This window comes from Streptomyces sp. NBC_01317 (assembly GCF_035961655.1).
In the GTDB taxonomy this organism is placed as follows: Bacteria; Actinomycetota; Actinomycetes; order Streptomycetales; family Streptomycetaceae; genus Streptomyces.
Window position 1 is genome coordinate 1,337,776 of sequence record NZ_CP108393.1, and the last position, 26,168, is coordinate 1,363,943.

Sequence of the window (26,168 nt, forward strand, 5' to 3'; positions counted from 1 at the left end):
CCCTCGGCGGATGCGGCCGTTGCGCGGGCAGGGCGGTGCGCTGCGGGCAGCGCGGAACCGGCGTACGGGTGGGTGGTGCGGTGTGCGGTGTCGCTTGCGTACGGCGCGGTGGTGTGGTGCGCGTGATCTGGGCGTGTGCGGGTACGTGTGCCTGTGCGGTGTGCGTACGGTGCTGGTGGTGCGGGCGGTGCGGCTCGTGCACGTACGGGTGGTGCGGCTCGTACAGGTGGTGCGGGTGGTGCGGGTGACGCGGCTCGTACGGATGGTGCGGCTCGTACGGATGGTGCGGGTGACGCGGTGGTACTCACCGGCCTGTGGGGCCGGGTCACGCGGTGGTGCCTACCGGCCCGTCAGGCCGGCGAGAACAGGTGGTCGCTGATGAGCCGGGCCGCGCCGGTGACTCCGGCGACCGGTCCCAACTCCCCCAGGACTATGGGGAGATTGCCGGTGGCCAGCGGCAACGACTGGCGGTAGACCTGGGTGCGGACACTCGACAGCAGCGTGTGGCCGAGCCCGGTCACCCCGCCGCCGATCACCACGAGCCCCGGGTTGAAGAAGCTGACGAGCCCGGCGATGACCTGCCCCAGCCTGTTTCCGCCCTCACGGATCAGGTCGAGCGCGGTGGGATCACCGGCGGCGGCGGCCGCGGCGACGTCGACGGCGGTGAGCCGCCCCGCCGCGCCGAGCCGTGCGGCGAGTTCGGGCGAGCGTCCGGTACGGGCGGCGTCCTCGGCGTCGCGGGCGAGCGCGGCACCACCGAAGTGGGCTTCCAGGCACCCCTTGTTGCCGCAGGCGCAGGCCCGGCCGTCCGGTTCGACCTGGATGTGTCCGATGTCGCCGGCGCTTCCGGTCGTCCCCCGGTAGACCTCGCCACCGACCACGATGCCGCAGCCGATACCCGTACCGATCTTTATGCAGAGGAAGTCGCCCACGGAGCGGGCCACGCCCGCGTGCTGCTCCCCCATGGCCATCAGGTTCACGTCGTTGTCGACCATGACCGGGCAGCCGAGTTCCTGGCTGAGCGCCTCCCGTACCGGGAAGCCGTCCCAGCCGGGCATGATCGGCGGCGCGACGGGCACCCCCTCGGGGAAGCGGACGGGCCCCGGCACCCCGATGCCGGCTCCGTCGAACTCCTCGGCGAGACCGGAGACTTTGAGCTTGGCCGCCATGGCGAGCACCTGCTCGAAGACGGCGACGGGTCCCTCGCGGACGTCCATGGGGTGGTTGAGATGCCCCAGGACCTCCAACTCGGCGTTGGTGACGGCCACATCGATCGAGGTGGCGCCGATGTCGACGCCGAGGAAGCGCAGGGCCGGAGCGAGCCGGATGTTGTGCGAACGCCGCCCGCCCCGCGAGGCGGCGAGCCCGTCGGCGACCACCAGCCCGGTCTCCAGCAGCCGGTCGACCTCGACGGCGAGCTTGGAACGGGAGAGATCCACCTGATCGCCGAGCTGCGCGCGGGAGTTGGGCCCACCGTCACGCAACAGCCTGAGCAGTCGCGCCTGGTGCGCGTTCGCGGGTCGTGCGGTCATACGTCTCACGCGCCCCTCCCCGCCGTGTCGGCTGTGTCCGTCGTGCTGCTTTCGAGGGGAACGTAGCAGTGGTTGCCCGCAGTGGGAAGAAGTTGAGCGGGAATCTACGCCAACTTTCTCCACACCCAGGACAAAGGTGGGAGCGGACCTCGTGCCGGGCGGTCGTCGGGCCTGCCTACCTGCCTGCCTGCCTGCCTGCCTGCCGCCCAGCGGTCCGCCGGGTGGCGGGGGCGGGCACCGGCCGTCCGGGCAGCAGCCGTCCGGCGCACACACTTGCAGAGGGCAACAGTCACGCCTCGCCGGGCGGAGTTAGCGTGGAAGGGAAGGCCGTAGGTCGCGGCGAAGGCAGCGGTGAACGGAACTCACATGAAGCACATCTCTCTCGGGGAATTGGACGTGTCCCGGATCGGGCTCGGCTGCATGTCCATGACGGGCGTGTATACGGGCGGCGGGACGGACGACGCGGAATCGATCCGTACCATCCACCGGGCATTGGACCTGGGCGTCACCTTGGTGGACACCGCCGAGGTGTACGGACCGTACAAGAACGAGGAACTGGTGGGCCGCGCGCTCGCGGGGCGCCGGGACCAGGTGGTTCTGGCGACGAAGTTCGGCTATCTCTCGCACGGCTCTGACGGCCAGTACATCCGCCGGTTCGACAGCTCGCCGGCGAATATACGTATCTGCGTCGAAGGCTCCCTCAGGAGGCTGGGCACCGACCACATCGACCTGTACTACCAGCACCGGATGGACCCGCACACGCCCGTCGAGGACGTGGTGGGCACCATGAGTGAGCTGGTCACGGAGGGCAAGATCCGCCACATCGGGCTCTCGGAGTCCACCCCGGACGTGATCCGCCGGGCCCAGGCGGCCCACCCGATCACAGCGCTCCAGAGCGAATACTCTCTGTGGTCGCGCGAGCCGGAGAAGGAGATCCTCCCCCTGCTCAGGGAACTCGGCATCGGCTTTGTCGCCTACTCCCCACTGGGCCGGGGATTCCTCACCGGAACCATCCGTTCCACGGACCAGATGGACAGCGACGACTTCCGGGCGAACAATCCGCGATTCACGGGCGACAATCTGAAGCGGAATCTGAGCATCGTGGACCAGGTGGAAACTATCGCCCACGACGTCGGAGCGACACCGGCCCAGGTGGCGATAGCCTGGCTTCTCGCCCAGGGAAATGACATCGCCCCTATTCCCGGCACGAAGCGGGTGACCCGGGCGGAGGAAAACATAGCGGCGGACGCGATAACGCTGACGCCGACCCAGCTCAAGAGTCTCTCGTCCCTGTCCCCGGCAACCGGCGACCGCTACACGAACATGCAGAACCTGACCGCCTGAGTACTTGGGCGGACCGACCACGCATTGATCTCGGAACGCGCCGATCCCGAAGTACCGAATTAGTCAGTGTCGGTGGCGGCCAACACAGCGATCTCCTGGCCACCGGATCGCAGAACCGCAACGGCAAGGTCCCAAGCGACGCCGTAGAACCACACTGAAGCGGTGTCGACACGGAACCAGCGCGCCTGCCGAACCAATTCAGCCGTATGCGTAATCGGGGCATCCGCCGAAGCCCCGGTCAAACCGGCAAGAGAGCGCCACGTGGCAAGCCTTCCGTAGGCACCGTAGAGGCCGAAGCCGTAGGCCGGTCCGCGCACTGCGGCAGTAAGCAGCACTCTGAGCACCGAGTCGGAAGAAGACGGGTACAGCCGCGCCGGGGCTTGATCTGCGGGCCAGGGAATCAGGGGAAGGGACTGAAAGGCAGCCGGGAAGTCCTCCTCCCTCACCGGATCCGGTGCCCAAAACTCCTGTGCGGAGATCTTTCCGTTGGACTGGGTACACCAATGCTGTATGGCTGCACCCATGACGTCGGCAACCGCCGGAACAGTGAGCTCCGTCATCCCGATACAGGCCGTGCGCTGCTGCGTCGACGGCGCGGAACGCAGTTCGGCCGTCCCGAAGGACACAAAAGGCGTGGGGGGTACCGTCCAGGTCCAGTCGTCCGCCGCATCGGACGGGCGACGCAACCCGTGCTCCTCAGGCAAGAGACTCAGTGGCAGGACAGCAAGAGGATGGCCGACGTTTACGAGTTTCTCCGCGAAGGAACGGAGGACGGGATACTCCTCCACCTCCACCGACTGAAGGACCAACTCCTGAAGGAGACACGCCATGAATTCCCTCGAGTGTACCGACTGATATTCCATGGTGAACACCGAGTTCGCAATATCATCGATTCGATGGTTGCAGGCAACAAAGAAAGCCAGTCGCCGCTCAGCCCCAGTCCGATCGGAGCCGTCCGAGTGACGAGAGACAGGAACACGCAGCAAGCTACGCAGACTTTGAACACCTGGATGCGTGGACAGCACGTGAAGGACGTAATCGAGGACCTCCCTGCAGTGCGCCTGGAGAGGCTTTCCAGCAGTGGCTTGAGCAGCAAGCTGCGCCCCAAGGTCACCAACCCAGACGAAATCACCAGCAAGAACTCGCAAGTCGATCTCCGCGCGCAACGCGGAGACGTCCGCATCGCTGGCTTCACTTAGGGCCGCCACCGCGCGAATGATGTCCTTGCTCATGCTGCGAAACTCCTCATTTTGAAATGCTCTTTCCGGACAACCGCACCCGGAGACTGCTAGGGCCTGAAGATCGGGTAGGCGCTTAGAATGCGATTAGCAGCCGGGTCAACGGCCATCCGTATATAGTTCTCACCTGCTCAGCCCCCGCCTCGGGGTAGTCGTAGGTGCGCAGAACGTCTTTGGCTTCGACACCACTCTTGTCGTGCAGCGTCTCGGTCCTGCGATTTCCGCTGAGGTCATACGTGTAGGACTGCCAGTAAGGAGCGGGCCCACCGAGAACGGACCCGCTGGGGCTCTCAGCGCATGTGGTGGTTCCCTGCGCCCAGGCCTGCGTCAGCCGACGTTGATAGTCGTACTGGAAGCACTGGTTGTCGGTGCCATCACGCGAGACGTCGCTGATGAACGTGATATTGCCGGCTTGGTCGTAGCCGAAGGTGGACGACTTGTCAGTGCCTGGCACGTTCTCCCGGTCGACGCGGGTATTGCTCAGACGCTGGGTGCCCCATTGATAGGTATTGGTGACCTGGGTCTTCTTACCACCGCTTTGGTACGTCGACTGAAGAGGCTTGCCCGTGAAGCTGTACGTGGTGCCGGTGACATAGGTGGTGCCTCCGGTACCGGTCAGCGTGACCGGGCGCAGGACATCGTCGTACGTCGGCGTGAGGGCTTCTGCCGGGAGGGCTCCGGCGGCGGGGTAACCGGTCGACCGGACAGTGCCGTTCGCGTCGTACGTGATGTTGGACTGGTAGTCGCCGGCCAGGCCCTCTTCTCCCGGCACGGAGGGGATGGTGGTCGTGGTCCTGTTGGGTCGGTACAGCGTGTCGTAGATGTTGTAGGTAGTCGTGTACGCCGCCCCGCTCGCCCCTCCGACGTAGCGGGTGGTGGAGGCCAGCCGGCCTTCGAAGTTGGACGGGTCCCAGACGTGTTTGGTGAGCAGGGGACCGGTCGCGTCGCCGTCGTGAGTCTCAATTTCACGACCGAGTCCGTCGTACAGATGCGTGACGGTCTTTTTGCGGCTGCCGGCGCTGGCGGACGAGGTGGAAGTGAGCAGGTTACGGTCGTCGAAGGTCGAGGACGCGTCACCCTTGTCGGGATCATTCACGCTGGTCGGATTGCCACGCTGGTGCCGCTCCCCTATCCGCGACATGCAGCTCTCACAACCGTTCACCTGCGGCTTCTCACCGCGCGACGTATAAGGCGGCCCACTGACAGAAACAGGCCAGTTCGCGGTTCTCACCCTCACCCGTGGTCGCAATCGCAACGCGTGGGATCCATCGGGTTCTTGGGGTTGCCCGGAGGTACGGTCCGGTGTCGGGACATGCTTCGGAGGCCCCATGCGCAAGAACCGGGGTCACGACGGCAGGTGAGTGCCTGTCAGGGACAATGCGCCGGCGCGCGCCGATCTGCTACAGGCCCTCGTTCCGGTGAGGGTGTGTCAGGCGTCGTGGCGTTGGTCCGCCCTGTGGTGGTATGTGGAGCGGGTGTGTTCTGTGTGGGCCTTCATTACTTCCGTCGCGCGCTGTTCGTCGCGGGCCGCGATCGCCGCGATCAGTTCTCGGTGTTCGATCCAGGACTGCTTGCCGCGCTGGCGGGCCACCGGGGTGTAGTACCAGCGGACCCTGCGGTCCACCTGGGCCGCCAGTTCGGCCAGGACGACGTTGCCGGCCAGGGACATGACTTTGGCGTGAAACGCGGCGTTGGTGGCGACTGTCAGGTCCACGTCGTCGTCCGCGACCGACTGCTCGCCCTGGGCGCAGAGCGCCTCCAGCGCGGCGATGCCGGCCTTGCCGGAGTGGGCGGCGGCGAGGCGGGCGGCCTCCGCCTCCAGGAGCGTGCGGACCGACAGCAGCTGGTCCGCCTCCTCCTCCGTGGGCTCGTGGACGAACGCGCCCTGGGCCGGGCGCAGGTCGACCCAGCCCTCGGTGTTGAGGCGCTGGAGCGCTTCCCGTACCGGCTGGCGCGACACGCCGAGGTGACCTGCGAGTTCGCTTTCGACAAGATGCTGGCCCGGTTGGAGCGCGCGCGTGGTGATGAGTTCGAGGAGAGCCCCGTAGACACGCTCGCGCAGCGGACCCGGTCGTTCGAGCTTGGGCACGGCTCCCTGCGCCAATCTTGCGGACAACATCGCGGTCCCCCTCCTGGCCGGCAGAGTCACATGACTGTATCGATGAGATCTAGACATTGGCTATCGTCTACAGTCTACCGAGAACATCGAAGATCATGGGCAACGGATGACCTGGCCGGCGTACGAAAGATTCCCGCCGAAGCCGAAAAGCAGGGCCGGAGCGCCGGACTGCACCTCTCCCCGGGCCACCAACTTGGACAAAGCCAGCGGAATCGACGCGGCCGACGTGTTTCCCGACTCGATCACATCCCGGGCGATCACCGCGTTGATCGCGCCAATCTTCTGCGCCACCGGTTCGATGATCCGCAGATTCGCCTGGTGCAGGACCACGGCCGCCAGCTCCTCCGGCGTGACACCGGCCCGCTCGCAGACCTGGCGGGCGATCGGCGGCAGCTGGGTGGTGGCCCAGCGGTAGACGGACTGCCCCTCCTGGGCGAAGCGGGGCGGGGTGCCCTCGATCCGTACGGCATTGCCCATCTCGGGCACCGAGCCCCAGAGCACCGGGCCGATCCCCGGCTCCTCGCCGGGCCCGGTCGCCACGACCACCGCCGCGCCCGCGCCGTCGCCGACGAGCACGCAGGTGGTGCGGTCCGTCCAGTCGGCGACGGCGGCCATCTTGTCCGCGCCGATGACCAGCACCCGGGAGGCGGAGCCCGCCCGTACGGTGTGGTCGGCCAGGGCCAGGGCGTGGGTGAACCCGGCGCAGACCACGTTGAGGTCCATGACGGCGGGCGAGCCCATGCCGAGGCGGGCCGCGACCCGGGCCGCCGTGTTGGGCGACCGGTCGATCGCGGTGGACGTGGCGACCAGCACCATGTCGATGTCCGCCGGGGTGAGGCCGGCCGCGGCGAGCGCCTTGGCGCCCGCGTGCGCGGCCAGCTCGTCGACCGGTTCGTCCTCACCCGCGACATGCCGCGTCTTGATGCCGACCCGGCTGGTGATCCAGGCGTCGCTGGTGTCGACCAGGGCCGCCAGGTCGTCGTTGGTGAGCACCTTGGCGGGCTGATAGTGCCCGAGCGCGGCGATACGAGTGCCGGTCATGCCCGGGACCCCCTCTGCTGTCGACGTCAGGAGTCCTCAAGTCTCGTCAGCGACTCACCCGTACGGGTACAGGCGAACCAACAGGATTCACCGTCTCCGCTTGGAGACTTCGGATCATCGTCGGAATAGTTCCCGATCCACTCGGTGAACCATTCACCCGGTGAACAGCTGCGCGGCCTTGAGGACCAGCTCATACACACCGTAAGCCAGAGGAATCCCTACCCAGAGCCAGGCGAAGACGATCAAGCCGGTACGGCGTGGCTCCGAGCCGGTAAGGCCCGGCTCAGGCACTCCGCCGCTGCTCGCTGGTGACGTGGTCATCGGATGCCTCCCTGGGGGCCGGAATGTGGTGGCGCGGGTGGACGGGCCTGATGAGTTCGTTGGCCACGAAGCCGACGGCGAGCAGGCCGATCATGATGGTGAGCGAGACCCCGTAGAGCCCGGAACCGCTCTTGCCGGCCTTCTCCTGGCTGTCCGCGACCCAGTTCACGATGAGCGGGCCGAGGACGCCGGCGGTGGACCAGGCGGTGAGCAGCCGGCCGTGGATGGCGCCGACCTGGTAGGTGCCGAAGAGGTCCTTGAGGTACGCCGGCGCGGTGGCGAAGCCGCCTCCGTAGAAGGACAGGACGACCAGCGCGCAGATGACGAAGAGCGGCTTGGAGGAGTCGCCGAACTGTGCGATCAGGAGATACATCACGGCACCCACGCCGAGGTAGACGCGGTAGACGTTCTTGCGGCCGAGCAGGTCGGACGCGGAGGACCAGCCGATCCGGCCCGCCATGTTCGCGGCGGAGAGCAGTGCCACGAAGCCGGCCGAGGCGGAGACGGAGACGGGGGTGCTCGTCCCGGCGAAGAAGTCGGTGATCATCGGGGCGGCCTTCTCCAGGATCCCGATGCCGGCGGTGACGTTCATGCAGAGCACCACCCACAGGCACCAGAACTGCGGGGTCCGTACGGCGGATTTCGCGGAGACCTGGGCGGTGGAGATCAGGCCGGTGGAGAGCCGGCCCGCGGAGACCGGCGATCCGGCCGGGGGCGCCCCGGCGCCGGCGGACGCGGCCGGCTCCCGCTGCCGGTATCCCGGCGGCGGTACGCGGATCAGCAGGACGCCCAGCGTCATGAACGCGGCGTACACGAGACCGTGCACCAGGAACGCGTACGCGATGCCCTCGCTGTCCGCGCCGAACGACTCCAGCATCTGCGCGGACCAGGGCGAGGCGATGAGCGCGCCGCCGCCGAATCCCATGATCGCGATGCCGGTGGCCATGCCGGGGCGGTCGGGGAACCACTTGATGAGCGTCGAGACAGGCGATATATACCCGATACCGAGTCCGATGCCGCCGACGAAGCCGTATCCGAAGACGATCAGCCAGTACTGCTCGGTGGCCGCGCCGAGCGCGGCGAGCAGGAAGCCCGAGGAGAAGCAGCTCAGGGCCACGGTCATCGCCCAGCGCGGCCCGTTGCGCTCGACCAGCGTGCCGCCGAAGGCGGCCGACAGGCCGAGCATGACGATGCCGAGCTGGAAGGGGAGCGCGCTCTGGGTGCCGGAGAGGCCCAGCGCGGACTCGAGTGGGGGTTTGAAAACGCTCCAGGCGTAGGCCTGGCCGATCGAGAGGTGCACCGACAGCGCCGCCGGCGGTACCAGCCAGCGACTCCAGCCGGGGGGTGCGAGAGGTGGGGTCATGGTCGCGAACTCTAAGAACGGCCCGACCTGTTGGGAAGATCGCCGCCGCGGTTCATCCAAGATCCACGCACGAGTTTGCCTACTGCATACCGGAAGGGAGCCTTGTGGCCCAGAACTACATACTGTAGACAATATATCGTCGACACGAAAGTAAGTGTGACCCTTCCCTCGGTCCCCCCTCAAACCGAACGGAGAGCCCCACAGTGAAAGTCGCAGTTGTCGGAGCCGGCGCGATCGGCGCCTACGTGGGAGCCGCGCTCGATCGAGCCGGCGCCGAAGTTCATCTCATCGCCCGTGGACCGCATCTCGCGGCCATGAGGCAGGACGGAGTCAGGGTGTTGAGCCCGCGCGGGGATTGGACCGCCCGGGTGCATGCCACCGATCGGCCGGAGGACATCGGTCCGGTCGACTATGTGTTCCTGGGGCTCAAGGCGAACTCCTACGCGGCGTGCGGGCCGCTGGTGAAGCCTTTGCTCCATGACGGTACGGCGGTCATCGCCGCCCAGAACGGGATCCCCTGGTGGTACTTCCACGGGCACGGGGGTCCGCACGACGGCACACGGATCGAGAGCGTCGACCCCGGCGGCTCGGTCAGCGCGGTACTGCCACCCGAACGTGCGATCGGGTGCGTGGTCTACGCCGCTACGGAGCTGGAAGGGCCCGGGATCGTCCGGCACCTCGAAGGCACCCGCTTCTCCATCGGGGAACCGGACCGCTCGGTGTCGAAACGCTGTCTCGAATTCAGCGAGGCGATGCAGGCGGGCGGACTCAAGTGCCCCGTCGAGCCCGAGTTGCGCGACGACATCTGGATCAAGCTCCTCGGGAACATCTCGTTCAACCCCATCAGCGCGCTGACCCGCGCCACCATGCGGGAGATGTGCCTGCACCGCAGCACACGCCAGGTCATCGAGATGATGATGGCCGAAACCCTGAGCGTCGCTGAGGCATTGGGCTGCCACCCCGACATTTCCATCGAGCGGAGGCTGGCCGGCGCGGAACGCGTCGGTGACCACCGGACGTCGACCCTCCAGGATCTGGAGAAGGGCAAACCGCTCGAACTCGACGTCCTGCTCGCCGCTGTCGTGGAACTCGCCGAGATCACCGGCGTTCCGGTGCCCACCCTCCGTACGGTGGACGCCATTTCGGATCTCCTGGCCCAGGGCGCGGCTGCCTGATCCACTCCGGTGTCCGGGGGGGCCGGCGGGAGACGACACCTGCGGAATCCGCCCCGGAACCACTCCTGCCGACGGCCGCGCACAGCCATTCATGGCCAGTTCTGTCCGTGGGGTTCCCTTTACCTACGCGACTACAGAATACTGTATGCAATGGGCGCGGCCGTCGGTCACCACTCACAGGAGCGCAGCGTGAAGAAGCGAGAGCGCACACCGAAAACCTATGCCCGCATCACTCATCCCCTGGTGCGGGACAAGAAGGGCGGGCCCCTCCGCCGTGCGGGCTGGGACGAGGCCCTGGACCGGGCGGCCGCCGGCCTGGACGCCGCGCGCGGCTCCTTCGGGATGCTCTCCTGCGCCCGGGCCACCAACGAGATGAACTACGTCGCGCAGAAGTTCACCCGCGTGGTGATGGGCACCAACAACGTGGACTCCTGCAACCGGACGTGTCACGCGCCCAGTGTGGCCGGCCTGTCCGCGGTCTTCGGCTCCGGTGGCGGGACCTCGTCGTACGGCGAGGTCGACCACACCGACCTGATCCTCATGTGGGGCTCCAACGCCCGCTTCGCCCACCCCATCTTCTTCCAGCACGTGCTCCGGGGCATCAGGAACGGCGCGCGCATGTACGCCGTCGACCCCCGCCGCACCTCCACCGCCGAGTGGGCCGAGAGCTGGCTCGGGCTGAACGTCGGCACGGACATCCCGCTGGCCCACGCGGTCGGCCGCGAGATCATCCACGCGGGCCTGCACAACACGTCGTTCATCGAGCGCGCGACCACCGGTTTCGAGGACTACGCGGCCGAGGTCGAGCCCTGGACGCTCGCGGTGGCGGAGAAGGTGACCGGAGTGCCGGCCGAGGCGATCCGCGACCTCGCCCACGCCTACGCCCGCGCGGAACGGGCCCAGTTGTGCTGGACGCTCGGCATCACCGAGCACCACAACGGCACGGACAACGTCCGGGCACTGATCAACCTGTCCCTGCTCACCGGGCACGTCGGACGGTACGGCTCCGGTGTGCAGCCGCTGCGCGGCCAGAACAACGTGCAGGGCGGTGGTGACATGGGGGCCATCCCCAACCGACTGCCCGGCTTCCAGGACATCCTGGAGCCGGACGTCAGGTCCAAGTTCGAGAGCGCCTGGAACACCGTCATCCGGCCCGAGTACGGAATGACGCTCACCCAGATGTTCGAGGCGATGGAGACGGGTGACCTCAAGGCCGTCTACTGCATCGGCGAGAACCCCGCCCAGTCCGAGGCCGACAGCGAGCAGGCCGTCGAGCGCATGAAGAAGCTCGACTGCCTGGTGGTGCAGGACATCTTCCTCACCGCGACCGCCGAGCTGGCCGACGTGGTCCTGCCCGCCACCGCCGCCTGGGCGGAGACGGACGGCACCACGACCAACAGCGAACGCCGGGTCCAGCGGGTCCGCAAGGCCGTCGAACCGCCGGGCGAGGCGCGCGAGGACATCGACATCATCTGCGACCTGGCGGGCCGGCTCGGACACCCCTGGAAGTACGCGGACGCCGAATCGGTGTGGAACGAGCTGCGGTCGGTGTCACCCGACCACTACGGCATGACGTACGAGCGGCTCGCGGAGCACCAGGGCATCCAGTGGCCCTGCCCCGACACCGACAGGATCGAGCCGACCTATCTGCACGGCCGCCTCTGGGACGAGGACCCCGCCAGGCGCGGCCGGCTCGCCCCCTTCGGCATCGTCAAGCACGACCCCCCGGTCGACCTGACGGACGATCAGTACCCGATCAGGCTGACCACGGGCCGCCGGCTCGACTCGTACAACACCGGGGTACAGACCGGGAGTTTCGCCTCCCCGCTGCGCCGGGGCGAGTACGTGGAGCTGTGCCCCGAGGACGCCGAGCGGTACGGCGTGTCGGTCGGCGAGGAGGTACGGATCTCGTCGCGGCGCGGCACGGTCCAGGCCCCGGTCTGGGTCGATCCCGGGCTGCGCCCCGGACTTGCCTTCATGACGATGCACTTCCCGGACGAGGTGGACACCAACCAGCTGACCATCGAGGCGAATTGCCCGATCGCCGGGACCGCCGAGTTCAAGGCGTCCGCGATCCGCATCGAGAAGCTGCCGGTGTCCGGGCCCGTGTCCGGCTCCGTCTCCGGGTTCGTGTCCGCCCCCGCCGTGAGGAGCTGAGGCATCAGTGGATCTGCACTTCGGCGACAGCAAACCCACCGACGAGGAGCGGGCGGCGGTCGACTCGCTCCTCGGCCCGCCCACCTCGGCCTGGGAGGGCGCGGAGGACCGTACCGACGCGGACCTGCGCTGGGCACGGGGCGGCCGCGAGGCACGGGAGCGGCGGGACCTGCTGCTCCCGGGGCTGCACGCGATCAACGACCGGATCGGCTGGATCAGCGAGGGCGCCCTCGACTACCTGTGCCGGCGGCTGACCGTGCCGCCCGCGGAGGCGTACGGCGTCGCCACGTTCTACGCGATGTTCGCCGTCAAGCCGCGCCCCGCGAAGGTGCTGCACGTCTGTACGGACCTGGCCTGCGCGAGCAAGGGCTCGGCCGCGCTCTGCGCCGGCCTTGAAGAGCGCCTGGGAGCGGCCGGTTCGGCCGCGGGCGGCCTCGTCTGGCAGCCGAGCCCCTGTCTGGGTCTGTGCGAACGCGCCCCCGCCGCGCTGGTCATCCAGGCGGGTGTCCCGTCCGACGAGGGCTCCGTACCCCTGCCCCTGGCGAGCACAGGCTCCGGGCGGGACGGCGCCACCCAGGTCCAGCTCGGCGGCGCGCGGCCGTCCTGGCCGGCCGGCGCGAACCCGGCGGGCCCGGCCCGTACCGGAAACGGCGTCTCCGCCGAACCGGCCGCACGCCGCTACACCACCGCCGTCATCGCCCCCGCCACCGCCGAGGCCCTCGTCCTCGCGGCGGCCGAGCCCGCGGCGGCCCCGGCGGAGCCCGCCGCCTCCCTCGCCGTACCGCAGGCCGGACAGCCAGGGCTGTCGCTGCTCGCCCGCGTCGGCGTCGTCGACCCGTACAGCCTCGACGACTACCGCGCGCACGACGGCTACCGCGCCCTGCGCCGCGCCTTCGACCTCGGCCCCGCCGGGGTCATCCGGGAGGTCACGGACGCGGGCCTGGTGGGCCGCGGCGGCGCCGCGTTCCCCACCGGCCGCAAGTGGCAGGCCACCGCCTCGCAGCCGGTACGGCAGCACTACCTGGTCTGCAACGCCGACGAATCCGAGCCGGGCACCTTCAAGGACCGGGTGGTGATGGAGGGTGATCCGTACGCGCTGATCGAGTCGATGACGATCGCCGGGTACGCGGTCGGCGCCGACCGGGGCTACCTCTACCTGCGCGGTGAGTACCCCCGCGCCCTGCGGCTGCTCCAGAACGCGATCGACCAGGCGCGCGCCCGCGGCCTCCTCGGCGACGACATCCTCGGCCAGGGGTACGCCTTCGACATCGAGATCCGGCGCGGCGCCGGGGCGTACATCTGCGGGGAGGAGACCGCGCTGTTCAACTCCATCGAGGGCTATCGCGGAGAGCCGCGGTCCAAGCCGCCTTTCCCGGTGGAGAGCGGTCTGTTCGGCAAGCCGACGGCCGAGAACAACGTCGAGACGCTGATCAACGTGCTGCCCATTCTGAACCAGGGAGCCGCCGCGTACGCCGCGATCGGCACCGGGCAGTCGACCGGGCCGAAGCTCTTCTGCGTTTCGGGGAACGTCGGGAAGCCCGGCATCTACGAGCTGCCGTTCGGCGCCACGCTGGGCGAGCTGCTGGAACTGGCGCAGGCGCCGGACACCATGCGCGCGATCCTGCTCGGCGGCGCGGCGGGCGGCTTCGTCCGCCCCGACGAGCTGGACATCCCGCTCACTTTCGAAGGGACCAGGGCGGCCGGTACGACCCTGGGATCCGGGGTGGTGCTGGTGCTGGACGACACCGTTCCGCTGCCGAGGATGCTGGTACGGATCGCGGAGTTCTTCCGGGACGAGTCGTGCGGGCAGTGTGTGCCGTGCCGGGTCGGCACCGTACGGCAGGAAGAGGCACTGCACCGGATCGTGGACCGTACGGGCGCCGACGCCGCGCAGGACATCGCGCTGCTGCGTGAGGTGGGCGCGGCCATGAAGGACGCCTCGATCTGCGGTCTCGGACAGACCGCCTGGAGTGCCGTCGAGTCAGCCATCGATCGACTGGGGGCCTACAAATGACCGTCATCCCACTGCGACTCCCGCGGCGGCTGCTCGAATTCACCCTCGACGGCCAGGAGACGCGGGTGCCGGAAGGCTCCACGATCCTCGACGCCTGCCGGGCGGCTGGGAAGGACATCCCGACGCTCTGCGAGGGCGACACCCTCACCCCGAAGAACGCCTGCCGGGTGTGTGTGGTCGAGGTCGAGGGCGCACGGGTCCTCGCGCCGGCCTGCTCGCGCAAGGCCGAGGCGGGCATGACCGTCCTCACGGACAGCCCCCGGGCCCGGCACAGCCGGAAGATCGTCCTCGAACTCCTCGCTTCCTCCACGGACCTCTCGACCACCCCGAGGGCCGCCGAGTGGATCAAGGAGTACAAGGCGAAGCCCGACCGCTTCGGTCCCGACGCGGCCCGGCTCGACGAGGAACCGAAGATCGACAACGATCTCTACGTACGCGACTACGACAAGTGCATCCAGTGCTACAAGTGTGTCGACGCGTGCGGTGAGCAGTGGCAGAATTCGTTCGCGATCTCGGTGGCGGGCCGTGGCTTCGACGCCCGTATCTCCACCGAGCACGACGGACCGCTCACCGACTCGGCCTGTGTCTACTGCGGCAACTGCATCGAGGTCTGCCCGACCGGGGCACTCAGCTTCAAGTCGGAGTTCGACATGCGGGAGGCCGGGACGTGGAACGAAGAGATCCAGACGGAGACCACCACCATCTGCGCGTACTGCGGTGTCGGCTGCAATCTGACACTGCACGTCCAGGAGAATGAGATCGTGAAGGTCACGTCTCCGCACGACAATCCCGTGACCCACGGGAACCTCTGCATCAAGGGCCGCTTCGGCTTCCAGCACGTACAGGAACGCTGACCGGGCGCTTTCCGGTCCGGCCGACGAGCACCAGCACACCGATACGAGTAGGACTGATCATCATGGGACGGGTCACCGAGCGCCGCCGCACCATCCGTATCCGGGACGGAATCGTCACGACCCGCCCCGACACCCTGGTGGCCGAGGAGCCGCTGGAGATCCGGCTGAACGGGAAATCCCTCGCCATCACGATGCGCACCCCGGGCGACGATTTCGCCCTGGCGGCGGGCTTCCTGGTGAGCGAGGGGGTGCTGGCGGCCGGCTCCGACGTGCAGTCGATCGTGTACTGCGCGGGGGCGAAGGACGACGGGTCGAACACGTACAACGTGGTCGACGTCCGGCTCGCGCCCGGTGTCCCGGTCCCCGACATCACGCTGGAGCGCAACGTCTACACCACTTCGTCGTGCGGGCTGTGCGGCAAGGCGAGTCTCGACGCCGTACGGACAACGGCCCGGTTCACGATCGACGACACTCCCCCGGTCCGGCTGGAGCCCACCCTGCTCGCCGGCCTCCCCGACCGGTTGCGGGCGGCTCAGGAGGTCTTCGACCGGACCGGGGGCCTGCACGCGGCGGCGCTCTTCAGCGAGCACGGGGAGCTGCTGGACATCCGGGAGGACGTCGGCCGGCACAACGCGGTGGACAAGCTGATCGGCCGCGCGCTGCGGCAGGATCTGCTGCCGCTGTCCCGGTCGATCCTCCTGGTCTCCAGCCGGGCTTCCTTCGAACTGGCCCAGAAGGCCGTGATGGCGGGCATTCCGGTGCTCGCGGCGGTGTCGGCGCCGTCCTCACTCGCCGTCGATCTGGCCATGGAGACGGGGCTGACCCTGGTCGGCTTCCTCCGTGGCCCCTCCATGAACGTGTACGCGGGCGATGAGCGCATCGCCCTGCACACTGGGGTGTGACAGTCCCCGCTGCACGGGAACAGGGCCCGGCCGGCGGGGAGCGCCCCCTGCGTCGGCCGGGTACCTCCGGCAGCCACACACCCATCAGCTCAGCGGTGCGCGGGCCTCATCCGCCCGCCGCCGATTGATCCGCTTTCGTTTTCCGGGGTACAGCCCCGTCTGCACCCCCATCACGGCCCCCGTCTGCGCCTCGCGTCCGACGGGGGCGGAATCATCTGTAGCTCCAGGGTGGCGGGCGGCTCGGCCACGCCGGGGCCGCCGGCCCGGGTCCAGGCCAGCAGGTCGTCCGTACCGTCCTCGTCCAGCACCCAGCCGACCCAGGTGGCGCGGCCCCCCGCGCGCCGGCCCTCGGCGGAGGGCTGGACCACGACGACGTTCGCCTGTCCGCACGGGCCGAGACAGTCGGTCGTACGGACGGACAGCCGGCCTTCCGAGGAGGCGGCGGCCGCGCGGAGGCGGGCGAGCTGGCCCGCGTGATCCGTGCCCGGGTTCTTGGCGGGGTCACCGCAGCAGCAGCCCCGGCAGACGACGAGGGTGCAGGGGCGAGGGCCGAAGGGGCGTATGCCGGAGAAGGCGGGCGAGGGGGGCTGCGTCACCCGAGGATCTTGTCAGCCGGGTGGTGGACCGGCGCGGGGCGGGGTCGGCGGTCCCGGGGCGGGGGGCGTGGTCGGTTGATATTCTCTTGGCTCCTCCGGCTCCCCGGGCCGGGTGGATCTTGGGGGATGCATGAAGCCGCGCCTGGTGTTCGTCCACGGCATCGGCGGGCCGCTGGACAGCGCCGCCGAACGCGACGAGTGGGTGCGCGCGTTGGCCGAGGGGGCCAGGGCCGCGGGCCACGCCGGGAAGGTCTCCGCGCTGACCCAGGGCTGGGCCGCGGACATCCGGTTCGCCTACTACGGCGATCTGTTCGGCGCCGGGCAGGCCCAGGGCTCCGCTCTCGACCCGACGGCTGACCAGGAATCCTTGCTGCTGGCGGAGTTGCTCCGCGAGGCCGTGGACGAGGCCGTGGACGCGCGGCTCGCGGACCCGGCCGGCGAGGACAAGATCCGGGTGCTGACCCACGCGCGGGCCCAACTGGACCCGAAGGGCGCGCCCCAGGGCCCGGGCAGCGCCCTGCGGCAGACCCTCAACGCCGCGAACACCCTGCTCTCGGTACCGGGGCTGCGGACGTTCGGCGGCTGGGTCAGCGCCAAGGCCATGATCCTCAGGCTCAGCCAGGTGGCGCGCTATCTCGCACGCGGGGAGCCGGACGCGGACGGTGTCCCGCTCGACCGGAGGATCCGCCGCCGGGTGGTGGAGGCGCTGGACCCCGTGGGACCGACGATTGTCGTCTCGCACTCGCTCGGCACGGTCGTGGCCCTGGAGGCACTGCACGAACACGAGGGGCCCGTACCGCTGTTCGTCACGCTCGGCTCCCCGCTGGGGATGCGTACGGCCGTGCTGCCGAAGCTCCGCCCCCAGCCGCCGGGGGTGCCCGGTCAGGTCGGGCGGTGGCTCAACTTCTGGGACCGGGACGACTTCGTGGCGGGCGGCCCGCGCCCGGAGAAGCTCCTGCGGCCCAACTCCCGCGCCGTACTTCCCGTCAGCACACGCGTCGACTCGGACGGCGTGTGGGTGCATCCCGCCGTGCGGTATCTCGCCCACCCCGCCGTCGCCGGGCCGGTCGTGGAGGCCGTCGAAGCGGCCACGGGCTTATGACCGGCCCACCCCCCGTCCGGCATGTCCTGGTGATCGCGCCCCAGTGTCCCGAGATGGGGTTGCTCGACGGTCTGGACGACGTGGCGCGGGCGTTGCACGGTTCGCTCACCCACCGCAGGGGCGGCGCCTGTACGGACGCGCCGTCCGCCGGGGTCGTCTCGCTGCTGCACGGCGCCTCGCTCGGGCAGGCGCGGATCGAGGCCGCGATCCGGGGCGCCGCCCGGCGGGCGGGCGAGGCGGGCGCCGTACTCGTACTGGCCCTGATCGGGCACGGTATGACGCCGGGTCAGCACTCCACGCTGTACCTGATGGCCGGGGATTCCCGGCCCGATGTCATCAACACGGCGGTGAATGTGGGTGAGTTGCTGACCCAGGCTCTCGACACTCCTGGTCTCGCGGGGGTGATCGCGCTGGTCGACACCTGCCACGCGGGCGGCGCCGTACCGGATCTCAAGGCCCTGGACGCCGGGGTACGGGACGGCGCGACCCGGCTCTCGCTGCTGATGTCGGTCGGCGCGAGCCAGACCGCGTACGGGCTCGCTTTCACCCGGGGACTGGTCCAGGTACTCCGCGCGGGCATCCCCGGCGCCGGGGAGTATCTGCGGCCCGACGCGGTCGTCGAGGCCGTACGGGACGCCGCACCCGGACAGGACGCCCGGCTGGTCGAGTACCACGGTGCCCAGTTCGGTGAGCGTCCGTGGCTCGCGCGCAACGCCCGCCACCCGCACGCGGCGGGTGCGTTCCTGGGCCCGGTGGGGACGGAGGAGCTGGAGCGGGCGCTGGATCCGCTGGGTGGTACGGCTCTCGCGCCCGCGCCGCCGACCGGTGTCGTCGGCCTGGAGCGGCTGCGCGACATCCTGCGCGCCCGGCCGCCCGGCGGGAGCGGGTCCCGCGAGGAGACGGCGTGGGCGGTCCGCGTGGTGGACGGCCTGCTCGACGGAGTGCTCACCCTGGAGCTGCTGGGCGAATGGCCGGGCGCACCGCTGACCTCCGAGCGGCTGCGGCGGGCGCTGCTCGCCGCCGGTACCGATTCCGAGGTGCGGCTTCCCGGCACCACGGGAAGTGAACTGCTCCGGGACGCGGTGGAGTTCCTGCGGCTGCGGGCCCCGCGCGTCGGCGGGAGCCGTACCGCACCGCTGGCGGCGTTCGTGGCCGCGCTGGCCGCCGAGGACAGCATCGAGCCGGGGCACCCCCGGTTGCACGCCTGGGCCAGAGACGTCGGTGCCGGGGTCGAACTCTCCGACGCCCATGAGGAGTTGTCCCGTCGGAGCGACCGGACGCGGCTGCGTCTGATCGTCAGCCTGCACGCGGCGGTCGCGGACGAATGGCCCGAGACGCTCGACGCGTGGCTGCTGGACCGGGGGAAGCAGCACGCGCACCGGGAGTTCACCTGTACCCCGGACCGGTCCGGGGTCGAGCGACGGCTCGCCGAGATCCTGCGGTGGGCGTCGGCCGAGGCGAAAAAGGTCGGTGTACGGCTCCGGCGGGTCGAAGTGGCCGCCTCCTCGGCGCTGTTGCTGCGCTGGCGTCCCGAGGAGACGGATTTCGGGATGCGGTTGGGGGTCACGTACGACGTCGTCCTGCGCTGGAGCGAGCGCCTCTGCCCGCCCGAGCACCTGTGGTGGATCAACATGCGGGCCCAGGAGAAGCTGGAGGCGATGGCCGCCGTCTCCGCGCAGGGTGGCGGGGCGGGCGGGGCGCCCGTCGACTGGCTGGCCGAGCACGAGACCGGCCAGGCCACGGAACTCGACCGCCGGATGCGGCTGGGCAGCTACCCGGGCGCGGTGGCGCTGGCGCACCTGCCGACCCGCTTCGACCAGGTCATGGAGGTGCTGCTGGCCCACGCGCCGATCGTGCTGTGGCCGGACGGGGAGGCGGGGGTCCCCGACACCTCGCGCGAGAACCTCGCCAAGTACTGGCACCTGCTGCCGGCCGAGTTCAGCGAGGCGTACCGGCGCAGCTGGCAGGAGGACACACCGGCGGACGGGCGGGACGACCTCGCCCGGCTGCGGTCGGTGTGGCACGACCCGGAATGGCTCGACTTCTGCGAGTGGTTCGAGGGGTCCGCACCACCGTCCACGCCACCGTCCACGACCCATGTGCTGTCCGCCACGGACACGCGTCCCACCACTGATGGGGAGTAATACCTGATGGGGAGTAACACCTGATGACCTGGCAGCCCTTCTACGTCGGCGACGGCACACCGCGCGACGTCGACCTGGGGGAACCGCCCCCGTGGCGCCGCTTCCCCCGGCAGGCGCTCGACCGTGAGTTCAAGCCGCCGCAGGGGCTGGTCAAGGCAGTCAACGCGGCGCTGGCGCTGCGCCGTCCCCTGCTGGTGACGGGGGCGCCGGGGTCCGGCAAGTCGACGGTGATCGAGCAGGTGGCAGCGGAGTTGAAGCTCGGTGACGTCCTGCGCTGGCACATCACGTCCCGCAGCACGCTCACGGAGGCGCTGTACCGGTACGACGCGCTCGGCCGTATCCACGCGCAGCGGCTGGAGGGGCCGGCGGGCGGCGACGACATCGCCCCGTTCCTCCAGTTGGGTCCGCTGGGCACGGCACTTCTCCCGGCGGACCACCCGAGGGCGCTGCTGATCGACGAGATCGACAAGAGCGACCTGGATCTGCCCTCCGACCTCCTGGACGTGCTGGAGCGGGGCGAGTTCGAGATCGCCGAGCTGGCCCGGTACCGGGAGGAGAGAGTCTCCGTACGGGAGTGGGGCGGCGACGCCCGGAGCGAGGTCGAGCGCGGCCGGGTGCGGTGCGCGAGTTTTCCCTTCATCGTGATGACCAGCAACGGTGAACGGGACTTCCCCGCCGCGTTCCTGCGGCGGTGCGTGCGCTTCACCATGCCGCGTCTGACGGTCGAGGCGCTGCGCCAGGTCGTGGACGCGCATCTCCGAGTCGGTACGGACCGCTCGGCGGCCGTCGACACGCTGGTCGCGGCCTTCGTCGCGCGGGTCGCGGGAGGTGAACTGCTGGCAGTCGACCAACTCCTCAACGCCGTGCACCTGTTGACCGGCGGGAGTGCGCCGGTGGCGGAGGACGAGCAGGAGGTCATGGAGATCGTCCTGCGCGAGTTGTCCCGTGCCTGAGACGCCGTTGGCGCGCGCGGTGGCGGCGCTGCACGCGGGGGTGCCCGACCTGGACGGCACGTCCCTCGCGGAGGCGTTGTGGCTGGCGTCGCTGATGGCGTCGGACGAGCGGGCCCCGGAGCCGGCCGCCGTACCGGACGGTGGAGCGGCGACGCCTTCCACGGTGTCCGCCGAGGGCGCGGAGCGGCCCGCCGGCTCCCGTACGTCCCACGCGGCGGCCCCGGAGCCGGTCGGCGGGGGTGGTGAACGGGCCCTGCACGAAAGGCTGTCCGGGTCCGGGGCACGGATCACCGGGGACCCGGTGAGCGCGTCCCGGGCCTCGGGTCTCCCCGAGGCGCTGGAGGTGACCCGTGCGCTGCGCCCGTGGAAGCGGCCGTGGCGGGAGGGCCGCAGGCGGGCCCTGGACATCGAGGCCACGGTCGACGCGTACGCCAGGAGCGGGGAGCTGATCCCGGCGTTCACACCGGCGCCCGAGCGGTGGTTCGACCTGGTGCTGGTCGTGGACCGGTCCCCGGCGATGCGGGTGTGGCGGGAGACGATCGGCGACTTCACGGCGGTGTTGGACCGGCTGGGCGCTTTCCGGACCCTCCAGGTCCGTGATCTCACCTTCGACGGCGACCAGCGCCCGGAACTGCGCGGCGCACAGGGTACGTTGACCAGCCCTGGCCAGCTGCGGTCGCCGGACGCGCGCCGCCTGGTCGTGGTGGTGTCCGACTGCGCGGCGCCCGCCTGGCGGGAGGCGGCGGTCTGGCGGCTGGTACGGGAGTGGTCCCTGACGACGCCCGTCGCCCTGCTCGATCCACTGCCCGTGAAGCTGTGGCGGGGGACGGGGCTGAACCTGCCCACGGTCCGGGTCGGCGCGGGCGCGCCGGGCGCGCCCAACGCCCATCTGCCCTTCGAGGCACCGGTGTTGCTGCCGCAGGTGCCGGACGGGGACACCTGGCTGCCCGTCCCCGTCCTGTCGCTCTCCCCGCACACGCTGGACCGCTGGTCGCGCACGGTGATGCGGGGCGCGCCCGAGGGGTGCGGCGCGGTGCTGGTCCCGTCCGGGGGCCGGGTGCGTGGGCCGGGGAGCCGCCGGCCGGCCGTCGCGGGGACGGACGAGCGCCGGGCGGAGGGCTTCGTCCGCACGGCCGCACCGGCCGCCGTGCGGCTGGCCGTGCTCAGCTCGACGTTCGACCGGCTGAGCCTTCGGCTGCTCCAGATCATCCGGCGGGAGTTGGTGCCGGAGGCGACGACGGCGGATGTCGCCGAGTTGCTGACGAGTGGGCTGTTCGTGCTGGATGGCGGGGCCGGTGTAGGGGCGGAGACGGTGGGTGGTGCCGAGGGCACTGTTGAGCTGAGCCTGCCGGCCGCCGTGCAGGAGCGGTTGCGGAAGGAGCTGGCGGAGCACGAGGTGTGGCGGATCAACCGCGCGATCAGCTGGCATGTGTCGTCGCAGGGGGACGGGCGGGGGCAGTTGCCTGCGGTCGCCCACAACCCGGTGGGTGGTACGGAACTCGCGGCGGGGCGAGGACCGTTCGGGCAGGCGTCGGCGCGGACGCTGGAGCTGTTGGGGTTGTCGGGGACGGGCGGGGAGACTGTTCCCGCGACGGACGGGATGCGGGAGGACGACGAGGCACGGGACGTGGGGCGGCCCAGCCAACTCCCCCGCCTGGGCGATGCGTTGTTCGTAGGCCGCGCGAACGAGATGCGTACCGTCACCGCCCTGTTGACCGCGCCCGGGTCACCGGTGGTGGGGGTCACGGCCACCAAGGGCCCGTTCCCCGGGACCGGGAAGACCGTGTTCGCCGTACGGGCTGCCCACGCGGTGAAGGAACAATTCCCCGACGGCCAGCTGTTCGTGGACCTCCGACGGTCCACCGACCGGCCGCTGGACGCGTCCGCCGCCCTGAACGGCTTCTTGCTGGCCCTCGGTGTCAACCCGGAGCTCATCCCGGAAGACGTCGAGGGGCGGGCCATCCTCTACCGGGCGACGCTGGCCGGACGCCGGGTCCTGGTCGTGCTGGACGACGCCGCCGACGCGGCCCAGGTGACTTCGTTCCTGCCGGATACCTCCGGCTGCGCCGTCCTGGTCACCGGCAGACGGATGCGGGAGGTCCGGGTGGACGGGATGGTGGAGGTGGACCTGCCGCCGCTGGTCAGGGAGAGCGCGGTGGCGCTGACGGAACAACTCGTCGGCGAGGCGTTCCCCAACCTGCCGAAGGGCTTCGCCCCCCAGGTCGTCGAGTACTGCGGAGGATGGCCGCTCCGACTGGCCCTGGTCTCTTCCTGGTTGGCCACGGCAACCGAGCCGTTCGCGGCGCTCGACTCCCTGCGCGGACTGTCCGACCTCTTCTCCCACGTACTGGAACCGATCCTGGACGCGCGCCTGCGTGACCTGGACGTGCCGCTCAGGACCGCGCTGCTGCTGCTCTCACTGCCGGACGCCGTGCACCTGACCGCGTACGAGGTGTCCGCCGTCCTCGGCGCGGACTACCCCGACGCCGTCGACACCGTGGAGACGCTGGTCCGCGTTGGTCTGATCGAGCGGTCGGGGCAGGAGCGGTTCCGTTACCACTTCCACAACGGGGTGCACGCGTACGTGCGGGGCAGGGCGTCCCACGACCTCGGCGTCCGGCACCGGGGGGAGGCCGAGAGACGCCTTCTGAATCACTACCGGGACGCCGCCGTACGCACGTACACGACGGACCGGCCCGGTGACCGGCTCGCCGAACGGCTGGCGCTGGGGCCGGGGTACGGAGCCGCCGACGGCGCGGACGTACCGGCCAGAGCCGGGATCGACTGGTTCCTGGTCGAGGCCCCCAACGCGCTGGCCGCGCTGACTCCCCGGAAGTCGATCTCGCCGGGCACGCTGGGAGCGCGGACCGACGTGCTGCTCCTGTTGCGGGATCTCGCGCAGTCGCCGCCGCACGCCGGGCAGTACCGTGACGCGGCCCTGCACCTGGCACGGGTGTCCGAGATCGACACTCCCTTGAGCCATGCCCGCGCGCATCTGGCCCTCGCCCACAGTTACCTGGGCGCCGGGCTCTTCCACACGGCGGCCGTCACCCTGAACTCGACGCCGTACCTGGCCTCCGATCCGGCGACCGTCGGGCTCGTCGCGCAGTTGCGGGGCACGATCGTCCAGGAGGCCGGGGAGTACGAGACGGCGGAGGGCCACTTCCTCCGGGCGCGCTCCGTCGCCCAGGAGAACGACGACCTCTACGCCGAGGCGACGGCCCTGCACAGTCTCGCCCTGCTCCACCTGGAAGCGGGACGCTTCCACGTGGCTCTGAACTCCGCCGTGGAGGCCCAGCAGCGCTGGCGGACGCTGGGTGCTACGACGCAGTACGGCCAGATGCTCTACGTACTCGCCGAGGTCCACGAGACGGACGGAGCGCAGGCGGAGGCGCTGGAGACGCACCGGCAGGCTCTCCGGCTGTTCCGGTCGCACGGCCGGCCCCGGTGGCAGGCGCTGGTCCGGCTGGGCATGGCTCGCACCCTGCTGGCGACCGGGGCGCCGGAGGACGCGCTCGACTCGGCGTACGAGGCCCTGCGGTTGCTGGGGACGGCGACGTCGTACAGCCGTCGCGCCGAGGCCGAGACCCTGAGCGGGCGCGCGCTGGCCGACCTCGGCCGGACGGAAGAGGCCAGGACCCGGTGGCACCAGGCGCTGATGCTGTACCGGATGAGCACGGACCCCGACCCCGTCGACGTGGCGGGAGTGGAGGCGTTGCTGGCGGCCACGGATCCCGAGCCCGTCACCGAACCCCCCCACGACAGCGACCGCTTGACCGACCGCACGACCGGCACGGACCCGACCAGCGTTGCGGCCCCCGGCCCTGCCGGGCTGTCCACCCTGGTCGCGGTCGGCATCGAGGGTTTCGCCCGTCGTGGTCGGGCCAAGCAGTCGGCGATGGCCGAAATCGCCACTTGGACGCTGCGTGGGGTCCTCACCGAACGTGGCATCAGCGAACACCTCCTCGAATTCCGGTCGGAGGACGACGGCGTCATCCTGGTGACCACCGCGAGGAGCGTGCCCCTCGCCACGGTCCTCCACGCCCTGTTGGACGATCTGCCCTGGAGGCTGGACGACCCCGGCCTGCGCCTCAACATCGCCGTGGACAGCGGCCCGACCGAGGCAGAACGGGACCGGTCCGACATCGGTCTGGTGCTCGCCCTGCTGCGTCACGAGGAACCCTTCACCGCAGGAGGAACCTCCGGCCCCGTCCATAAGCTGATTGTGTCCGAGCGCGCCATGCGGGAGGCGACGCACCACCCTGACGCGATCTTCTTCCCCGGACGCTTTGCCCCGGTACGGCTCAGGAGCGCTCCTCTCACCGGCGTGCGGGCCCACATTCAACTCCCCAACCCTGTCGACGATCAGGTCCGCCTGTTGAGGGAGGCCTTCCTCGACGCCGACGCGGACGGGCACCGGATGGCGCACCTGATCAGGGATTGCATGGATGCGGTGATCGAGAGCGCACCGGCGGGCCGGGGGGACCTGAGCGATGCCCCGCCGAGCATGCTGGCGGCCCTGGGAGTGGAGGTCGCGCGGGAGACCCGTCACGAGTTCGACCTCGACGGCGGTAACCGCCTGACCATGCGGATGGCGGACGTCGAGTTCGACGTCCACTTCTCGCTCCTCGGGCCGAACTGGCTGATCCCGCCCGAAGCGGTGAACGAGATCTGCCTGGTCGTGCTCGCCGACGAGAGCCGGTCCGTCTGGTCGGCCGGGCTGGTCCGCGTACAGGACAAGCTGTTGGAGCCCGGCCTCCGCAACCAGGACGCCCCGCGTGCCCTCCGCCCCTCGGCAGTGGCCGGCGCGGTGGAATGGCTCCACCAGGACGCCGAACTCCCGGAGAACCTCCTCGTGAGCATCCCCGGCCCCGACCGTGCCGCCATCCTCTCCCGAGGGTCCGGGACGGAGCGGCTGGCCGAGCTGTTCCGGCGGGTCCGGAACCGCCCGATCCCGATCGCGACCGTCCGCACGGTCGCCCGGCAGCCGGAGGTCGCCCGGCGGATCCGGGACGCGCGCCGCGTGCTCGACGCCGAAGGAATCACCGTCCTAGGACACCGGCCCGACGACCTCGCGGTCGCGGAGAGGCTGGGCGTACCGGCTCCCGGTGCCGACGAATGGGTCAGTGTCCGCGTGGAGGGGGTGGACGGGGCAGAAGAGCTAGGCGGTACGGACGAGGCGTGACCCGCCAGCGCCGGCGGTAGAGCGAGCGTGACCGTGGCGTACGGATTCGGTGGAGATTGTCGCGCCCGTTACTTACTCTTCGGTCAGAAGTGCGTACGGACCCTGCCGCGCCGGCCCGGTCCGCCGCC

19 protein-coding genes are annotated in these 26,168 nt (G+C 70.2%); 11 read left to right on the plus strand and 8 right to left on the minus strand.

Annotated elements, in window-relative coordinates; all coding sequences use genetic code 11:
* The first annotated feature begins 133 nt into the window (after positions 1–133).
* Positions 134–379, plus strand: coding sequence for a hypothetical protein (locus tag OG349_RS05680; protein ID WP_327233538.1), 246 nt, complete (start codon positions 134–136; stop codon positions 377–379).
* Here OG349_RS05680 and OG349_RS05685 read toward each other — a convergent pair.
* Positions 351–1,532: an ROK family transcriptional regulator gene (locus tag OG349_RS05685; RefSeq protein WP_161307521.1), complete on the minus strand. Its 1,182-nt coding sequence runs from the start codon at positions 1,530–1,532 to the stop codon at positions 351–353. The two genes, OG349_RS05680 and OG349_RS05685, sit on opposite strands and share 29 nt — an antisense overlap.
* A 366-nt stretch (positions 1,533–1,898) precedes the next feature.
* Here OG349_RS05685 and OG349_RS05690 point away from each other — a divergent pair, with 366 nt between their 5' ends.
* Positions 1,899–2,876 carry an aldo/keto reductase gene (locus OG349_RS05690; RefSeq protein WP_327233539.1) on the plus strand — a complete coding sequence of 326 codons (978 nt, stop codon included), beginning with the start codon at positions 1,899–1,901 and terminating at the stop codon, positions 2,874–2,876.
* Between the two features lie 59 nt (positions 2,877–2,935).
* Here OG349_RS05690 and OG349_RS05695 read toward each other — a convergent pair whose 3' ends face one another.
* From OG349_RS05695 to OG349_RS05715, 6 genes are all read right to left on the minus strand, one after another.
* The gene (locus tag OG349_RS05695) at positions 2,936–4,108 is read right to left on the minus strand and encodes a DUF6183 family protein (protein WP_327233540.1); all 1,173 of its coding nucleotides are present in this window, start codon (positions 4,106–4,108) and stop codon (positions 2,936–2,938) included.
* Between the two features lie 82 nt (positions 4,109–4,190).
* Positions 4,191–5,210 carry a hypothetical protein gene (locus OG349_RS05700; protein WP_327233541.1) on the minus strand — a complete coding sequence of 340 codons (1,020 nt, stop codon included), beginning with the start codon at positions 5,208–5,210 and terminating at the stop codon, positions 4,191–4,193.
* Positions 5,211–5,543: 333 nt separating this feature from the next.
* Positions 5,544–6,233: a GntR family transcriptional regulator gene (locus OG349_RS05705; RefSeq protein ID WP_161307524.1), complete on the minus strand. Its 690-nt coding sequence runs from the start codon at positions 6,231–6,233 to the stop codon at positions 5,544–5,546.
* 93 nt (positions 6,234–6,326) lie between these two features.
* Entirely contained in the window at positions 6,327–7,274 is a 948-nt protein-coding gene (locus tag OG349_RS05710) for a beta-ketoacyl-ACP synthase III (RefSeq protein ID WP_327233542.1), read from the minus strand.
* A 153-nt stretch (positions 7,275–7,427) separates the two neighbouring features.
* Positions 7,428–7,595 (minus strand): MFS transporter small subunit, encoded by a 168-nt coding sequence (locus OG349_RS34790; protein WP_442806204.1) that lies wholly within the window; start codon positions 7,593–7,595, stop codon positions 7,428–7,430.
* On the minus strand, positions 7,558–8,958 hold the full coding sequence (locus OG349_RS05715; protein ID WP_327233543.1) for an OFA family MFS transporter: 1,401 nt from the start codon (positions 8,956–8,958) through the stop codon (positions 7,558–7,560). Before OG349_RS05715 ends, OG349_RS34790 begins: the two co-directional genes overlap by 38 nt.
* Positions 8,959–9,161: 203 nt before the next feature.
* On the opposite strand from OG349_RS05715, the gene OG349_RS05720 reads away from it, so the two are divergent.
* From OG349_RS05720 to fdhD, 5 genes are all read left to right on the plus strand, one after another.
* Complete coding sequence (locus tag OG349_RS05720) at positions 9,162–10,133, plus strand: 2-dehydropantoate 2-reductase (protein ID WP_327233544.1); 972 nt, start codon at positions 9,162–9,164, stop codon at positions 10,131–10,133.
* Between the two features lie 189 nt (positions 10,134–10,322).
* On the plus strand, positions 10,323–12,290 hold the full coding sequence (locus OG349_RS05725) for a molybdopterin oxidoreductase family protein (protein ID WP_327233545.1): 1,968 nt from the start codon (positions 10,323–10,325) through the stop codon (positions 12,288–12,290).
* Positions 12,291–12,297: 7 nt separating this feature from the next.
* On the plus strand, positions 12,298–14,304 hold the full coding sequence (locus OG349_RS05730) for an NAD(P)H-dependent oxidoreductase subunit E (RefSeq protein WP_327233546.1): 2,007 nt from the start codon (positions 12,298–12,300) through the stop codon (positions 14,302–14,304).
* On the plus strand, positions 14,301–15,158 hold the full coding sequence (locus OG349_RS05735) for a 2Fe-2S iron-sulfur cluster-binding protein (RefSeq protein WP_327233547.1): 858 nt from the start codon (positions 14,301–14,303) through the stop codon (positions 15,156–15,158). Before OG349_RS05730 ends, OG349_RS05735 begins: the two co-directional genes overlap by 4 nt.
* Before the next feature lie 62 nt (positions 15,159–15,220).
* Positions 15,221–16,060 carry a formate dehydrogenase accessory sulfurtransferase FdhD gene (gene fdhD / locus OG349_RS05740; RefSeq protein WP_327233548.1) on the plus strand — a complete coding sequence of 280 codons (840 nt, stop codon included), beginning with the start codon at positions 15,221–15,223 and terminating at the stop codon, positions 16,058–16,060.
* A gap of 170 nt (positions 16,061–16,230) precedes the next feature.
* On the opposite strand, the gene OG349_RS05745 is transcribed toward fdhD, so the two are convergent.
* Positions 16,231–16,656: a (2Fe-2S) ferredoxin domain-containing protein gene (locus OG349_RS05745; RefSeq protein ID WP_327233549.1), complete on the minus strand. Its 426-nt coding sequence runs from the start codon at positions 16,654–16,656 to the stop codon at positions 16,231–16,233.
* A gap of 130 nt (positions 16,657–16,786) precedes the next feature.
* On the opposite strand from OG349_RS05745, the gene OG349_RS05750 reads away from it, so the two are divergent.
* From OG349_RS05750 to OG349_RS05765, 4 genes are read left to right on the plus strand one after another with little or no spacing between them, the layout of a single operon-like run.
* Positions 16,787–17,758, plus strand: coding sequence for an alpha/beta hydrolase (locus tag OG349_RS05750; RefSeq protein ID WP_327233550.1), 972 nt, complete (start codon positions 16,787–16,789; stop codon positions 17,756–17,758).
* A gap of 53 nt (positions 17,759–17,811) precedes the next feature.
* Positions 17,812–19,902: a hypothetical protein gene (locus tag OG349_RS05755; RefSeq protein ID WP_327233551.1), complete on the plus strand. Its 2,091-nt coding sequence runs from the start codon at positions 17,812–17,814 to the stop codon at positions 19,900–19,902.
* Positions 19,903–19,925: 23 nt separating this feature from the next.
* Positions 19,926–20,855, plus strand: a complete 930-nt coding sequence (locus OG349_RS05760) for an AAA family ATPase (protein WP_327233552.1) — start codon at positions 19,926–19,928, stop codon at positions 20,853–20,855.
* Entirely contained in the window at positions 20,848–26,040 is a 5,193-nt protein-coding gene (locus OG349_RS05765; protein ID WP_327233553.1) for a NaeI family type II restriction endonuclease, read from the plus strand. The genes OG349_RS05760 and OG349_RS05765 overlap by 8 nt, the downstream gene beginning before the upstream one ends.
* Positions 26,041–26,168 lie beyond the last annotated feature (128 nt).

Excerpts from the sequence above, each read along its gene's own strand:
- OG349_RS05715 (WP_327233543.1), bottom strand. The coding sequence starts at position 8,958 with ATGACCCCACCTCTCGCACCCCCCGGCTGGAGTCGCTGGCTGGTACCG.
- OG349_RS05710 (WP_327233542.1), bottom strand. The coding sequence starts at position 7,274 with ATGACCGGCACTCGTATCGCCGCGCTCGGGCACTATCAGCCCGCCAAG.
- OG349_RS05760 (WP_327233552.1), top strand. The coding sequence starts at position 19,926 with ATGACCTGGCAGCCCTTCTACGTCGGCGACGGCACACCGCGCGACGTC.
- OG349_RS34790 (WP_442806204.1), bottom strand. The coding sequence starts at position 7,595 with ATGACCACGTCACCAGCGAGCAGCGGCGGAGTGCCTGAGCCGGGCCTT.
- OG349_RS05705 (WP_161307524.1), bottom strand. The coding sequence starts at position 6,233 with ATGTTGTCCGCAAGATTGGCGCAGGGAGCCGTGCCCAAGCTCGAACGA.
- OG349_RS05735 (WP_327233547.1), top strand. The coding sequence starts at position 14,301 with ATGACCGTCATCCCACTGCGACTCCCGCGGCGGCTGCTCGAATTCACC.
- OG349_RS05690 (WP_327233539.1), top strand. The coding sequence starts at position 1,899 with ATGAAGCACATCTCTCTCGGGGAATTGGACGTGTCCCGGATCGGGCTC.
- OG349_RS05685 (WP_161307521.1), bottom strand. The coding sequence starts at position 1,532 with ATGACCGCACGACCCGCGAACGCGCACCAGGCGCGACTGCTCAGGCTG.
- fdhD (WP_327233548.1), top strand. The coding sequence starts at position 15,221 with ATGGGACGGGTCACCGAGCGCCGCCGCACCATCCGTATCCGGGACGGA.
- OG349_RS05695 (WP_327233540.1), bottom strand. The coding sequence starts at position 4,108 with ATGAGCAAGGACATCATTCGCGCGGTGGCGGCCCTAAGTGAAGCCAGC.
- OG349_RS05755 (WP_327233551.1), top strand. The coding sequence starts at position 17,812 with ATGGGGTTGCTCGACGGTCTGGACGACGTGGCGCGGGCGTTGCACGGT.
- OG349_RS05750 (WP_327233550.1), top strand. The coding sequence starts at position 16,787 with ATGAAGCCGCGCCTGGTGTTCGTCCACGGCATCGGCGGGCCGCTGGAC.